Genomic DNA, 13,769 nt, shown 5'->3' with positions numbered 1-13,769 from the left:
CGAAGTTCAGCGGTTCCTGGTACACGACCCAGTCGGGTTCGAGGGTCAGCAACTTGAAGCGCGTGGTGCCCATGAGCTTCACCAGTGGGTTCATCGCGTAGCGCAGGCGCACGAAGTCGCTCCACTGCCCGACCTCGAGGTCGATGGTCTGTCCCTGGACCTCGATGCGCATTCCCGTGTCGCCGAGTCGGGTGAAGCTCACGTCGACGGCCATCTCCGGCGAGTCGTCCACGGTGAAGTTCTTCGGACCGCGGATGCTCGTGGTGCCCGTCGCCCCGTTCATGTCGACGGTGCGGAGTGTGCCCGCGGTCTCGCTGAACTCGCTCTCGAACTGCTGCGAGCTGTACAGGTACCAGCTGCCCCAGGTCTGGCGGATGTCCGGCGTGCCCAGCGCGGTGGTGAGCCGAACACCTTCCTCGGCCAGGGCGGGGAAGGTCACCGGAATGTCGATGGCGGTGACGCGCTTGCCCTGCTGCGCGGCGGCATCCCAGAAGGGAAGGCCCTGTCGGTTCAGCACCGGCTTGGGCAGTTCCTGCGGCACCCACTTCAACACCGCCATCGCGGTGGCCCCGGTGGCGGGGAGGGCCAGGAGCACGGCGACGACCAGGGCCGTGCGCGGACTCGCCTTCAGGGCACGGCCGATCAGGACGACCAGCACGAGCACGCCCACGAAGGCGGCGGCGATCACGGCCATGCGCATTCCGGAAGCCATGACGGGCTCGGTCGAGGCGCTCGCCAGGGCGATCTCGGGGTAGTAGGTCCCCGGCACTCGCCGCAGGAAGTCGAAGATCCCGTGGTAGCCCGGCCCCTGGCTGGTGGCGAACGACGCCCAGGCGACCGGGCTCTCGGCCGGGTTCGTGGTGGCCAGATCGCCGAAGCTGCCCTGTGCGGCGAGCCGCTCCAGGTTCGGCATCTTGCCCTCGGCCATGTACTCCTGCGCGACGTCGGGGTCGGCGCCGTCGAAGCCGATCACGATGACCTTCTCCGCCGACTGGGCCGAGGCCGCGGCCGGCAACAGGAGGAAGGACAGGACCAGGAACAGGATCACCCGCAGGTGGGCGGAGCGGTGTCGCGCAATCATGGAAGACCTCGACGTGATTCGCGGGGACACGGGGAATGCGCAGGTCGTCAGGTGGGAGTACGGTCGCGCTCAGCCCGGCGTGTCGGCCTCGACCGGCACGCCGTCGCGTAGGATTCGTTCGGCGAAGCGCACGTCGTCGGCGCTACCGATGATCAGGGGAACGCGTTCGTGGAGGTCGCGTGGCTCGCGGCGCAGGAGCGGCCCCACTCCGTCGCTCGCGTACCCTCCCGCCTGCTCCACGATGTAGGCCAGTGGGGAGGCCTCGTACAAGAGTCGCAGCTTCGGCTTCGGTCGGCCACCCCCGGCCGGCGTGACGGCCGGATAGAGGAACACGCCGCCCTGCAGCAGGTTCCGGTGGAAGTCGGCGACCAGACTGCCGATGTAGCGTGCCGAGAGCGCCGGCCGATCGCCCCGTCCGTGACGGAAGGTGTCGACCACGTACCGCGTGGCCTCGTTCCAACCGTTGGTGTTGCCCTCGTTCACGCTGTAGACGGGGGCGCGCTTCGGGATCCGGATGTCCTCGTGCGACAGGAGGAATTCACCGCAGCTCGGGTCGAGCGTGAACCCGTGGACTCCCATGCCCGCCGTGTACACGAACATGGTGCTGCTGCCGTAGATCACGTAGCCCGCGGCGACCTGCCGGAAGCCCGGTTGCAACAGATCGCGGTCCTCGACGGGGCCGTCCTCGGGCGAGAGGCGTCGCAGGATCGAGAAGATGGTCCCGATCGACACGTTCACGTCGATGTTGCTCGAGCCGTCGAGTGGATCGAAGACCAGCACGTAGCGGCCGCGCGGCTGGTCGTCGGGGACACGGACGATGCCGGGGCGCTCCTCGCTCGCCATGGCGCAGACCTGCCCGCCGCCGCCGGCGACCCGGACGATCGTGTCGTCGGCGTAGTGGTCGAGCTTCTTCACGCGCTCGCCCTGGACGTTCTCGTCGCCGGTCTCGCCGAGGATGTCGACGAGCCCGGCGCGGTTGACCGCCGACGAGATGATCTTCGCCGCGAACGCGATGTTGTTCATGAGCGCCGAGAAGTTGCCGCGGGCTTCGGGGAAGCGGCGCTGGACCTCGGCGATGTGGCGTTCGATCGTGAGCAGGTTCACGCAGGCTGGCCTCCCGTCGGATTCCTCGTCACCGCATCGCGGCATTCTAACAGAAGCATCGGTCCCGGTCGCCCGCCGACTCAGGGTCGCATGGGCGCATAGGTGGCCCGGAGCGCCGCGCGGGTGCCCGCGGGGACCTCGATCTCGAGCCACGGGGTTCCGTCGTGGCGCCGCACGCGTCGGCTGCGGGCGGGCGACCACGGGGCCGACCAGTCGACCAGCACCCGATCCCGCCACGCGCGGGGCAGCAGGAGCGCCAGACCGGGTGCGAGGTCGGACGGGACGTCGACCGACACCACCAGACGATCGCGGTCGCGGCCCCAGTGCAGGCGTGCCCGCCGGCGTCCGTCCCACCAGTCGAGGAAGTCCTCGACCCCGGCCACGCGATGTTCCGCGAACCGAGCGCGCGACGGTTCCGTGGCGCGGAGATCGTCCACGTGCACCGTCAGTGGCCCCGCCGCGCCCCGCGCGTTGTTGCGGGTCCAGATCGTCAGGCGGTCGACGTCGATCGTCTCCCACCGTGCGAGGTGGGGGAGTTCGACGAACTCCAGGCGCCCACCCGTGGCCGAGAACGGTGTCCGAGGACGGCCGGTTCCGGCCGCGAAACCGCCCGTGGCACCTCGTCCCGGGCCTTGGCTCAGGTCGGCGCGGACTCCGGCGGTCACGAGTGCCGCCCGCACGATTCCGACCTCGTCGGGCCGACGATCGACGAAGCGATGCAGAGGCGCGTCGACCGCGTCGCGCAGCATCCCCACCTGCTCGGCGGTGGAGCGGATCTCGCGGAAGACCGGCAGCGGGCCCCAGTGCACTTCGCGCCGGAGCGCGGGCGGCACTTCGTCCCACGCCGTGGGACGGGGCCAGATCGTCTCGATCCCGTCGGCATCTGCCGACGCCCCGGACCCCGCCCGGACGAAGCGCGTCACGGGGCCATCGACGGTGGCCGTGTCCGGTGCGCACAGGAGCAGCCATCCGTCGTCGCCTGCCGGGGCGTTCGACCATCGGGGCCACGGCCAGGGGGCCGCGTCGGGGCCGAGCAGGACCTGGGTCCAGGCATCCGTCCATGCGTGGTCGGGCGCGGCCCCCGAGGGCGGGCCCTCGGCCAGGTCGATCGCCAGACGTGACAGGTGGTGCGACACCGCGACGATCGCGCCCCGCCCCGTGGCCCGGCTCCACACGGCGGGCCGGCCGCCGGCCGCGATCCACGGACGGGCGGGGTTTCCGCCCTCGCGCCGCGGCCCGTAGCGCCACGACGACAGCGGAACGCGCAGGGACACCGGAGGGATGGATCCGGGTGATCCACCGGTTCCGTCGACGACGAAGGCGGTCGCGGGCGTCCGTGGCCCCGGCCAGGGCGCGCGATCGCGCCGCTCGACGCTGGCGACCTCCACGCCGGCGAGTTCCGCCCACGGGCCCTCGGGGGTCTCGAGCAGCAGCGTGCCGCCCGCGTCCACGAAGGCGTCGAGGGACGTCCAGTCGACGGGCTCGCTGCGGCGGACCGTCTCGTGGCCGATCACCACCAGGGCCCGGTCCGTGGCGGCGGCGCGCGTGACGGTGGCGGGGTCGTCGGCGTCGAGTACGTCGATCCCCCCGAACACCGATTCCAGGAGATCGACCCAGGCCAGGTCGCCCGCGGCCTCCGGGTGCGCGACGAGGGCGACCGCCCTGCCCTGATCGGTCCACGGCGGGGAGCCGACCGCGGGTGGACCCGGATCCGGAGTCCGCGGGAACGGGCCGAAGACCAGCACGACCGCAGCCGCGAGCAGCACGAGTGCGGCCAGAAGACCCGCCGTCCGTCGTACGACCTCCACGCATTCCTCCCGGGGATCGGAGTCCCGCCGTTCAGCGGGTCAGGCTGACGAGCACGACCCCGGCGACGATCAACGCGCTGCCGAGCACGCGGTGCCGGTCGACCGGCTCGCCCAGTCCCAGCCGCGCCGCCAGCATGATCCCGACGTAGCTCAACGATACGAAGGGAAAGGCATAGCTCAGCTCGACGCGGGAAAGGGTGTACAGCCACAGCACCATCGACGTGCCGTAGGCGACGAAGCCGGTCAGGATCGGGATCACGCCCGAGCGCCAGTCCAGCACCGAGCGCAACTCGATCCGTCCGACCCGGTTCATGCCTCGCTTGAACGACACCTGACCGAGGACGGCGAAGAAGATACTCGCCAGCAGGACGACGACGATCAAGGCATCGGCTCCATCGGACGGGAGACTCGACGCTCGGCCCGCGCCACGACCAGGATGCCGACGAGGATCAGGCCCAGGCCGGCCATGCGCAGTAGCCCGACGTTCTCGTCGAGCAGTGTCGCCGAGAGCAGCACCACCAGCACGTAGTTCATCGAGCCCATCGGGTAGGCCACCGACAGATCGATCCGTGACAGGACCACCAACCAGGTGACGGTCGAGAGCAGGTACAGGAGGGCGCCGGTCCAGACCAGCGGCGACACCACCGCTCCGAGCACGACGTCGACGAAGGGCTGGTCGGCGAGCCCGGACATCGCGTGGCGGAGGACGAGCTGCCCGGTCACGGTCATGGTGACGCTCCACGCCACCATGAGCAGGGTCTGTCCGTCGAGGCGCGGTCGGTGGACCAAGGTCCGGTTCCTCCTCGGGGCGTGGGCACTCGCGCCGTGGAACTCGCCTGCGCGAGATCGCACGGCCTTTGCGCACAATGGCTCAGCGGGTTGTTCGTGTTTCCCGTGAAACCACTCGAAGCCAAGGCCTCAGGGTGTTGGGGGCGAATCGGTTATGCTCGAAGGCCGAGACGAGCTGCTTCGTGGTGACGGCTCTCGGCTCGTTTCCGTGTGCACCGGCAGCATCCGTGCCGCATCTTGCCCGGGATCGGGCGCAGCGTCTACGTTGGGGGGCGAGGTGGACGCAATCGCACCCGGACCCCTGGAAGGTCGCGGCATGAAGGTGAGCGATGCACACCGGACGTGGTGGATGGTCCTGACGATTCCACTGGTCGTCCTGGTCGTGCTGATCCTGCTCGGGGGCTGTGGTGGCGGGAGCCGCACGGAGGACGCGCCGGCACCCGGGGCGCTGCGGTGGGAACGTGTGGCCGGGGCCGACGCCTATCGCGTGCGCGCATGGTCGGGCACGCGTCTGCTGTTCGAGGAGACCTCGCGTGCCGACTCGCTGCAGTGGACTCCCGCGCTGCTACGGACCGTGCGGGCCTTCGACACGGTGACCGTGCGGGTCCAGGCCCTCGACGAACGGGGTGGCGCGATCGGTGATCCGTACGAACGCGAGGTCGCACCCTGAGGCGGGGTGCGGGGAATTCGGAGATGGTGCCGGAGGTGGGGCTCGAACCCACACGGACCAAGGTCCACGGGATTTTGAGTCCCGCGCGTCTGCCAGTTCCGCCACTCCGGCGCGTCGAAACCCTCGGTGGGCGGCGAGGAGCGTAGTGAGGGCTCCGGCCTCTGTCAACTCGCGGCAACCGGCCGCGCCTTGACACGGCTCCGGTCTTCCCGTACATCGTCCCGGTCAGTTGAGTGGGGCCATAGCTCAGCTGGGAGAGCGCATGACTGGCAGTCATGAGGTCAGGGGTTCGATCCCCCTTGGCTCCACCAACTCCCTCCTCCGACGCTCCTCCGTCGATCTCCAGACGGCGAGCCGCACCGCATGAACGTGCCGACCCACCTTCCGATCGTCCTTTTCGAGGACGATCGGGTCGTGGACCTGGGGCCGATCGTCGACACGCGTCCGGCCTTCGAGCTCCGTTGCGGAATTCTGAACCTGCGTGAACGGATCGAGGCAATTGCCACGACGGCAAACGTCTATGGGTCCGTTCGTGCGTACTTGACGGAGATCACGCGGGGCCTCGTCCCGCTCCTCGACGACGGCGACGCCGAGGTCCTCGCGGTCAACGCCCAGCTCACCGGGACCGTCGACGACCTGGCGCGGGCGATCGCGTCGCTCGGATCGGGGAGCGAGATCCGGGTGGACGGACGCCTCTGGATGGCCCGCACCACGGCGAGCGAACTGCCCGCGCGCGCGTCGGCCCGCGACGACGACGGGTCGAGTGCACCGACCGGACTGGGTTTCTTCGCCCGGCCCTGGGAGGTCGTCGCGGCCAACGAGCAGCACCTGGTGGCCGACGCCGGGTGGCTGGCCGGGCGCGGCGCGCCGGAGCGGCGGATCTTCGGCGTGGACTTCGAGGACCACAGCCCGCGGTTGCAGTGGCTGGCCGCCGCGGCCTGGGTCGACGGCGCCGAGCTGGCCGACATCTTCCCGGGTGCGACCTTCGTCGAGTCCGAACGGATCCACGTCGCCCGCGGAGCGCGCGTGCGGCCGGGGGCCGTGATCGACGCCGAGGAGGGTCCGGTCGTCCTCGGCCCCGGGTGTGTCGTGCATCCGCTGTCGGTGGTCGTCGGTCCCGCCTACGTCGGGCCGGGCTCGGTCGTCAACCCCGGCGCCAAGCTGCGCGAGGGGACCTCGGTCGGAGCCTTCTGCAAGGTCGGGGGCGAGATCGAGGAGTCGGTGATCCACGACCTCAGCAACAAGCAGCACGACGGGTTCCTCGGCCACGCGCTGGTCGGCAACTGGGTGAATCTCGGGGCCGACACCAACGGCAGCGACCTCAAGAACAACTACGGGCCGGTCCGCGTGGATCTCGGCGACGGGCCGATCGACACGGGCCTGTCGTTCGTGGGCCAGCTCCTGGCCGACCACGTCAAGACGGGAATCGACACCATGCTGACCACCGGCGGTGTGGTCGGCGTGGCCGGCAACGTCTTCGGTGGGGGCTTCGCGCCGCGCTTCTTCCCGGCCTTCGGATGGGGCGGCGCCGACGGGATCCGCGAGTACCGTCTCGACGACGCCCTGCGCACGGCCCGCACCGTGATGGCCCGCCGCGACGTGCGGTGGACGGCTGCCCACGAGGAGCTGTTGCGCACGGTCTTCGCGCGCACGGCGGCGCAGCGCGCCGGCTGAGCCGTGTTCGTGATCGCCGATCCGCTCACCACCACCGATCCCGAGGTCGGCGGTGCCGTCGCATCGGGCGACCGGCGCTGGCTCGAGGTGCGGGCCCGCGCGCTCGCGGCGGCCGGAGCCGACGCGATCGATCTCAACGCCTCGTCCATGGGCGGTGCCGAGGCCGACGTCCTGCTGTGGATGGCCGAGGTGGTGGAGGCCGTCACCGATCTCCCGCTGTCGCTCGACGGGCCCGATCCGGCCACGCTGCTCCGCTGCGCGCGGGGACGCCGGGCCCCGGTCGTGCTCAACTCCTGGCCGGCCGACGCGGCGTTCGACGAGGCCCTGGTCGACCTGTTGCAGAGACCCGGCGGCCGGCTCGTGGTGCAGCTCCGCCGCGGCCGAACCCTTCCGGTCGGCGCGGACGACCGCCGCGCCTGGGCCGAGGATGCGGTCGAACGCTTCGAACGGACCGGCCTCGATCCCCGCTCGCTGCTGATCGACGGGGTCGCGCTGCCCTGGGGCACCGACGTCGCCGCCGGACGGGGGCTGCTCGAGTTCGTCGCGGCCTGGGCCCACGACCATCCCGAGATCCCCACCCTCGTCGGTCTGGGGAACGTGGCCCACGGCGCGGCCGATCCGGTGGAGGCGCGCCGCACCTGGTTGGAACTGCTCGCAGCGGCCGGGCTCGGAGCCGTGCTGCTCGATCCCCGAGACCGGACGCTGATTCCCTTCCGCACCGGGTGAGGCCGCGCAGTCTGCCGGACGGCCGGCGCAGACTGCACTCCGGCGTATGCAGGCAGCGTGGGGTCGGAGACCCCCGCAGACCCCCGGCAGGGAGCGTCTCGCCGCACGGAGGACGATCGACGGCCTCTTCGGGTCGATCCGGGCACGGTGCTTGATAGAGCTCCCGACAGCGTCGCCTGCGAACGCGCGCGCCTTGTCGGGAGCTCCGCCATCGTGGCATCCCAGAGTCTCCGGCACGCGGCATGAGCGGGTGGCGCTTGAATTTCGGGGGCGGCGTCCGGCGACGGGCGCCGCCTTCGCATTTCCGGCGGCCGACGCCGCACCGCGGCCTTGGACGGTCGAATGCGGCAACCTCAATTTCGTCATTGACTTGCACGTCCCGGGGCATAGGATCTGTAGTCTCGCAGGCGTTGAAGTGCGCCGTGGCCGGCCCCTGGGGCGGCGATCGGGCCGGGAGTGTGTTAAGTTCATCGCTTCGGCACGGTGATCGGCCCCGTCGGATCGACCTTCATCGACGGCGGCGCCCCGCTGGTCCGGGCGCCCGATGACGCATCGAGGACACCGGAAGGATACCGATGACCAAGGCCGATCTCGTCGAGGCCATCTCCGAGGGCACCGGTCTTTCGAAGAAGGACACCGGCGTCGTCGTGGATCTCATCCTCGAGAACATCAGTCGAGCGCTCTGCGAGGGCGACAAGGTCGAACTCAGGGGCTTCGGCAGTTTCAAGGTGAAGGAGCGGCGCTCACGCAAGGCGCGGAACCCCCGCACGGGGGCCGCGGTCGAGGTGCCGGCGAAGCTCGTTCCCTACTTCAAGGCTTCGAACGAACTGAAGGCCCTGATCGATCCGGACGCTTCGGCGGACGACTCCGCCGGGCCGGAGGACGCCGCGTCGACGGGATCGGGCGGGCCCGTGCAGTAGAAGATCAGCGAGAACGTCGGATCGCGGCCGTGCCGCGGCCGCCGTGATCGCCGCCCCCCCGGGGCGGCGTTTCCGTGGACAGCAAGCGGTCGGGCACCGGGCCCGGGAGGTACGCGATGCCGAGTGGCAAGAAGCGCAAGCGCAAGAAGATCAACACGCACAAGCGCAAGAAGCGCCTGCGGAAGAACCGGCACAAGAAGAAGGGCAAGTAGCCCGGAGTGCGAATGCGGACCACGACCCGTTCGAGACCGGTCCGCACGCGAGGACCGGCATGAGTGGCCGCCGACGCAGGAGTCGGCGTTCCGCCGGGGATCTCCGGGCCGAGATCCTGGAGCTCTTCGCCGCCGAGCCCGATCGCGGGTTCAAGGTGAAGGAGATCCAGCGGGCCCTGGGCGTCCCGCATTCGCGCTATCGCGAACTCCGCAGCGAAGTCGTGGAACTGGCGAGGGCAGGGCGCATCGGCACCCTGCCCCGTCGCCGTTACGGCTCCCTCGCGGTGGCGCGCTTTCTCGAGGGCACCGTGGAGGGTGTCGGCCAGCGGGCGACCCACGTCCGCATGGGCGGCGGCGAGCGCCTGCCTCTGGTTCCGACGGCCCAGGAGGAGGTCGTTCCCGGCGACACCGTCCGGATCCGGCGCGTGCGCGAGGGCCGCGAGAGGCTTGCCGCCGTCGACCGTGTCCTGCGGGCCGCGCCGCGGCGGGTCTTCGGCACACTGCAGAGGATCGGCGACCACTGGGTGCTCTCGCCCGAGGCCCCCATTCCCGGACTTCGCGGGGGCTGCTTCGTCGACGACGAGGCGGCGACGGCCTTCGACACCGACGACGATCGCTCGCTCGCCCAGGGGCGTCTGCCCGCCTACGATCCCGCCCGGGAACGGCCGCGGGTCGTCGAGGTCGAGGTGCTCGGGCCCGAGACGCACCCGCAGGCGGCCATGAGTCTGCGCATCGCGCGGGCCGGGTGGCCACGCGGGTTCGGGGCCGAGGCCGAGGAACAGGCCCTCGCGCCGATCGACCGTACCGAGTCGCGACGCTCCCTCGTCGACACCTTCGCGTTCACCGTCGATCCGATCGACGCGAAGGATCACGACGACGCGGTCTCGGTCGAGGAGACCGAGAGTGGCTTCGTGCTCGGGGTGCACATCGCCGACGTGGCGGCCTACGTCCCCGTCGAGACCCGTCTCGACGACGAGGCCCGCGAGCGTGCGACCAGCGTCTATCCGCCCGGGCGCGTCCTGCCCATGCTGCCCGAGGCCCTGAGCTCCGGGGCGTGCTCGTTGCACCACGGCGTGGAGCGAGACGTGGTGTCGGTTCTCCTGCACTACGACCGCGCGGGCGTCCGCCGGAAGGTCGAACTCGGCCTGGCCCGGATCCGCAGCCGTGCGAGCCTGGCCTACGAGCACGCCGAGGCGATGCTCGACGACGACGATTTCGTCCCACCGGCCGATCGGATCGAGGACGGGTGCGACCTGCAGCGTCTCGCAGCCGACGTCCGATCCATGAACGGGCTGGCCACCACGCTGCGGCAGCGGCGGCGGGAGCTCGGGAGCCTGTTCGTGCAGCGACCCGAGCGCGAATTCCGCTTCGCCGACAACGGGCACGTCGACGAGGTCCACCTGCGGCCCACCCTGCGCAGTCACTGGCTGATCGAGGAGTTCATGCTCGAGGCCAATCGTGCCGTCGCCGAGGTCCTGCGGACGGCCGAACTGCCCCTGTTGTGGCGGATCCACGAGGAACCGGACGAACGCAAGGTCGACGATCTGATCGAGCTGTTGCGGGCCTTCGACGTGCAGTGGGTTCCGTCCGAACCGGTCGAGAGCGCGGACTACGCCGAGCTCTTCGAACGCGTGCAGGGGCTGGAGGAGGCGCCGCTGTTCCACCTGTTGGCGCTGCGATCGCTGATGAAGGCACGTTACCGCGCGGGTTGGGACCGCCACTTCGGACTGGCCTTCGAGCAGTACACGCACTTCACCTCGCCGATCCGGCGGTATCCGGACCTGCACAATCAACGGTGGTTGCACCGGCTGGTGAACGCGGGAGGTGACGATGGGTGGTTGTACGATGCGATCGGTCGGGCACGGACGCTGAGCGTGGCGCGCCTCGCGCGTCCGTCGGAACGCGCCGACGCGGAGCGCCTGGCCGATCATTGCAGCGAGATGGAGCGCGATGCACAACGCATCGAGCGGGACTGTGCCGACATCTGCGCCGCCGATGCGATCAAGCACCGCGAGGGCGAGCACCTCGACGGCCGGATCGTGTCGATCCTGGCGAGCGGGCTGTTCGTCGAGCTCGAGGACACGGGGCTGGACGGTTTCGTGGGGGTGGAACGTCTGGGGAAGGACTGGTTCGATCTGGACCCCCGCGGGCACGCCCTGGTCGGTGCGCGGACGGGTCGCCGGTTTCGCCTTGGACAAAGGGTCCGCGTCTTGCTTGAATATGTGGACGTGGCGAACGGACGGACCTGGGTGGGCGACCTGCGCCCCCGGTCCGACGGACCCGCGGCGACGCGGGCCGTTCCGCCGGAGCGAACGCAGGAGGGCGACGCATGAGCGACGCGGTGAAGCAGGAACGACGGCGCGCGCAGCGCGTCGACGCCACGCTGGCCATGAACCTGCACCTCGATCTGCCCCAGGGTGGGGGCGACATCGAGACGATCAACGTCAGTTCGACCGGCGTGTACTTCCGGACTCCCACCTACATCGAGCCCATGACCAAGCTCGCCATGAGCTTCGACGTCGAGCACGACGAGGGCGAGACGAAGCCGGTGGAGTGCGAGGGGATCGTCGCCCGGGTCCAGCCCGACCTGCCGTCGGAAACGGTGGACACCTACGAGGTGGCGGTGTTCTTCACGACGATCGACGCCGAGAGCCTGCACAACCTCGAACGCTACGTCGAGCGGCGCCTCGCTCCCTAGCGATCCGGTCAGCACTCAAGTCTTCCCGTCGGGTGGCCGATCCTTCCCCCTGAGAGCCCGTGGTGGGTTCGAACCGGGGACTGGCCATGCAGGACCATCTCTATGCCCACATCCTCGTCCTGAGCGGCGACGGCCGCTCGGACGTGGAGTTCTGTGCTCGTCTGGAGGAACTGGGCCACCGCGTGCACTCGGTGTCGGGGATCGGCGCGGCCCTCCGTGACCTGCTCGAACTCGACATCGACCTGCTCGTCCTGGACCCCGGTACGGGCGTCGACGAGGACGACCTGGCCGTCATCGAGCGCCTGCACGAGCGCGGTCCCACGGGCTGGGTGCCCATCGCCGTCCTGCTTCCCGATCGTGAGCGCTGGCTCCGCACCTGCGCCTGGCGGGCCGGCGCGGACGACGTGATCGACGCGGGTGTCCGTAGCGACGAGATCGACGCGCGGATCCAGCGTCTGGTGCGTACCGGCCGACGCCAGCGCCGGATGGTCTCCCGCTTCCAGCGGATGCGCTCGCTCACTGACCAGTTGAACGACGCGCTCGTGGTCATGGACGGCACCGGCCGTGCCGAGGTCTTCAACGAGGGCATCTGCCGGATGCTCGACCTCGACCCGGACATCCTGCGCGAGCGCCCGCTGACGAAGATCCTGTCGGTGATGGGGGTCCCACGGGACACCGTCGAGCGCATGCTCACGACCGACGGCGTGATCGACGAGGACCTGTCGGTCTCGATCGGTGGGATCGAACGTTCGGTCGAGCTGCGCTGTGCGCGCCTTCCCATTGCCGCCGACGGACGGCCCGCCCTGGGCGCCGTGCTGCGCGACGTCACCGAACAGCGCGACCAGGAACGGATACAGGCAGATTTCCATTCGATGATCGCCCACGATCTGCGCAGTCCGATCAGCGTGATCCAGGGCTATCTCCAACTCCTCGACGGCGACGACCCCGGCGTGCCCCTCGACGAGATCGTCGATCGCATCAAGGAGAAGGTGGAAGACGTTTCCCGGTTGCTCCACGACTTCCTCGATTTCTCGATGCTCGACGCCGGGTTCCTGCGGCTCGAGCCGGCCCCCCTGGACCTGTCGGCGCTCCTCTCGGAGATGGAACGCGACGTCGAGATGCTCGCCCGTGATCGGGACGTGGACGTCGCGATCGAGATCGATCCCGACGCCGCCGGCGTCGAGGTCGAAGGCGACGCGCATCGGCTGCGGCAGGTGCTGCAGAACCTGGTGAGCAACGCCCTGAAGTACGGCGGGGACAACGGCGACGTCGAGATCCGCGCCAGCGCCAATGCCCGCGGAGTGCGCGTCAGCGTGCGCGACCACGGTCCCGGCATCCCCCCGGAGGACGAAGAACTGATCTTCGAACGCTACCAACGTGCGCGGCGCGATCGTGGCGACGGCAAGGGGATCGGGTTGGGTCTGATGATCGTCCGCCGCATCGTCGAAGGTCACGGCGGAACCGTCGGCGTGGAGAGCGCGCCGGGCGACGGAGCCACCTTCTGGTTCGAGATCCCGCCGGTCGGCGTGCAGGGCCGCGTGGCGACCGTCATCCCCACCTACTGACCCGGTCGCCGCACCGGGCAAGTCCTGCCGGCTCGGCTGGCACTTCGTGCTCCGCACCGCGGAGACGGATTCGGACTCAAGTCTCGACGCCCGCGGCCGATCCCCCGGTGGATGCTTTCCGGGCAGTGGCACAGGCGTTGCGGTACGCCGCGACGGAGGTGTGCCGTGCTGCAATCACTCAAGGTGTCCGAGACCGGACTCCTCGCGCAGAAGAACAAGCTCGACATCGTGGCCAACAACCTGGCCAACGCGACCACGCCGGGCTTCAAACGAATGTTGACGACCTTCCAGGCCGCCGATCCGGAGGCTCCGGGCTTCCAGGGCTTCGATCCGGCGCAGGGAACGGTCGACGTCATGATGCCCGGGCGGACGCTCCAGATCATCTCGGCCCCGGATCTCGCTCCGGGACCGATGAAGCGCACGGGGAACGAACTCGACGTCGCGATCGACGGCGAGGGTTTCTTCGCGATCCGGACCGAACGTGGTGAGCGCTACACCCGCAACGGGAGCTTCACCGTCGAC

General features: G+C 70.0%; 13 protein-coding genes and 2 tRNA genes. 9 read left to right on the top strand and 6 right to left on the bottom strand.

The features are described from left to right. The 5 genes from VKA86_13350 to VKA86_13330 all read right to left on the bottom strand — a co-directional run. The coding region (locus tag VKA86_13350; GenBank protein HKK72198.1) for an alkaline phosphatase family protein at window positions 1-1,081 on the bottom strand (1,081 nt) is incomplete at its 3' end. A gap of 69 nt (window positions 1,082-1,150) precedes the next feature. Then, the gene (gene fbp / locus VKA86_13345) at window positions 1,151-2,185 is read right to left on the bottom strand and encodes a class 1 fructose-bisphosphatase (protein ID HKK72197.1); all 1,035 of its coding nucleotides are present in this window, start codon (window positions 2,183-2,185) and stop codon (window positions 1,151-1,153) included. Between the two features lie 80 nt (window positions 2,186-2,265). Then, the gene (locus VKA86_13340; GenBank protein HKK72196.1) at window positions 2,266-3,993 is read right to left on the bottom strand and encodes a hypothetical protein; all 1,728 of its coding nucleotides are present in this window, start codon (window positions 3,991-3,993) and stop codon (window positions 2,266-2,268) included. A gap of 31 nt (window positions 3,994-4,024) precedes the next feature. After that, window positions 4,025-4,375, bottom strand: a complete 351-nt coding sequence (locus VKA86_13335; GenBank protein ID HKK72195.1) for an EamA family transporter — start codon at window positions 4,373-4,375, stop codon at window positions 4,025-4,027. Further along, window positions 4,372-4,782, bottom strand: coding sequence for a hypothetical protein (locus VKA86_13330; GenBank protein HKK72194.1), 411 nt, complete (start codon window positions 4,780-4,782; stop codon window positions 4,372-4,374). Before VKA86_13330 ends, VKA86_13335 begins: the two co-directional genes overlap by 4 nt. A gap of 316 nt (window positions 4,783-5,098) precedes the next feature. Between VKA86_13330 and VKA86_13325 the strand changes: the two genes are divergently transcribed. Then, on the top strand, window positions 5,099-5,452 hold the full coding sequence (locus VKA86_13325) for a hypothetical protein (GenBank protein HKK72193.1): 354 nt from the start codon (window positions 5,099-5,101) through the stop codon (window positions 5,450-5,452). Window positions 5,453-5,476: 24 nt separating this feature from the next. On the opposite strand, the gene VKA86_13320 is transcribed toward VKA86_13325, so the two are convergent. After that, window positions 5,477-5,563, bottom strand: a tRNA-Leu gene (locus VKA86_13320). Between the two features lie 124 nt (window positions 5,564-5,687). Between VKA86_13320 and VKA86_13315 the strand changes: the two genes are divergently transcribed. The 8 genes from VKA86_13315 to VKA86_13280 all read left to right on the top strand — a co-directional run. After that, window positions 5,688-5,763: transfer RNA gene (locus tag VKA86_13315), tRNA-Ala, on the top strand. A 52-nt stretch (window positions 5,764-5,815) separates the two neighbouring features. Further along, window positions 5,816-7,126 (top strand): putative sugar nucleotidyl transferase, encoded by a 1,311-nt coding sequence (locus tag VKA86_13310; protein ID HKK72192.1) that lies wholly within the window; start codon window positions 5,816-5,818, stop codon window positions 7,124-7,126. A 9-nt stretch (window positions 7,127-7,135) separates the two neighbouring features. Further along, window positions 7,136-7,852 carry a dihydropteroate synthase gene (locus VKA86_13305; GenBank protein HKK72191.1) on the top strand — a complete coding sequence of 239 codons (717 nt, stop codon included), beginning with the start codon at window positions 7,136-7,138 and terminating at the stop codon, window positions 7,850-7,852. Between the two features lie 575 nt (window positions 7,853-8,427). Further along, window positions 8,428-8,772, top strand: a complete 345-nt coding sequence (locus VKA86_13300) for an HU family DNA-binding protein (GenBank protein ID HKK72190.1) — start codon at window positions 8,428-8,430, stop codon at window positions 8,770-8,772. Between the two features lie 271 nt (window positions 8,773-9,043). Beyond that, a complete protein-coding gene (locus tag VKA86_13295; protein HKK72189.1) occupies window positions 9,044-11,317 on the top strand; it encodes an RNB domain-containing ribonuclease in 2,274 nt (757 codons plus the stop codon). After that, window positions 11,314-11,682, top strand: a complete 369-nt coding sequence (locus VKA86_13290; protein HKK72188.1) for a PilZ domain-containing protein — start codon at window positions 11,314-11,316, stop codon at window positions 11,680-11,682. Before VKA86_13295 ends, VKA86_13290 begins: the two co-directional genes overlap by 4 nt. 62 nt (window positions 11,683-11,744) lie before the next feature. Then, complete coding sequence (locus tag VKA86_13285; protein ID HKK72187.1) at window positions 11,745-13,247, top strand: ATP-binding protein; 1,503 nt, start codon at window positions 11,745-11,747, stop codon at window positions 13,245-13,247. Window positions 13,248-13,412: 165 nt separating this feature from the next. Further along, window positions 13,413-13,769: flagellar hook-basal body complex protein (locus VKA86_13280; GenBank protein ID HKK72186.1), on the top strand; the 357-nt coding region annotated here is incomplete at its 3' end.

It is taken from the genome of Candidatus Krumholzibacteriia bacterium (assembly GCA_035268685.1).
Classification (GTDB): Bacteria; Krumholzibacteriota; Krumholzibacteriia; order JAJRXK01; family JAJRXK01; genus JAJRXK01.
Note: the sequence above shows the minus strand (reverse complement) of the source record. Positions and strands in the feature narration are given on the sequence as shown.

Bases quoted from the DNA above. Each gene is read 5' to 3' on its own strand.
- VKA86_13325 (HKK72193.1), top strand. From the start codon at position 5,099: ATGAAGGTGAGCGATGCACACCGGACGTGGTGGATGGTCCTGACGATT.
- VKA86_13310 (HKK72192.1), top strand. From the start codon at position 5,816: ATGAACGTGCCGACCCACCTTCCGATCGTCCTTTTCGAGGACGATCGG.
- VKA86_13300 (HKK72190.1), top strand. From the start codon at position 8,428: ATGACCAAGGCCGATCTCGTCGAGGCCATCTCCGAGGGCACCGGTCTT.
- VKA86_13295 (HKK72189.1), top strand. From the start codon at position 9,044: ATGAGTGGCCGCCGACGCAGGAGTCGGCGTTCCGCCGGGGATCTCCGG.
- VKA86_13290 (HKK72188.1), top strand. From the start codon at position 11,314: ATGAGCGACGCGGTGAAGCAGGAACGACGGCGCGCGCAGCGCGTCGAC.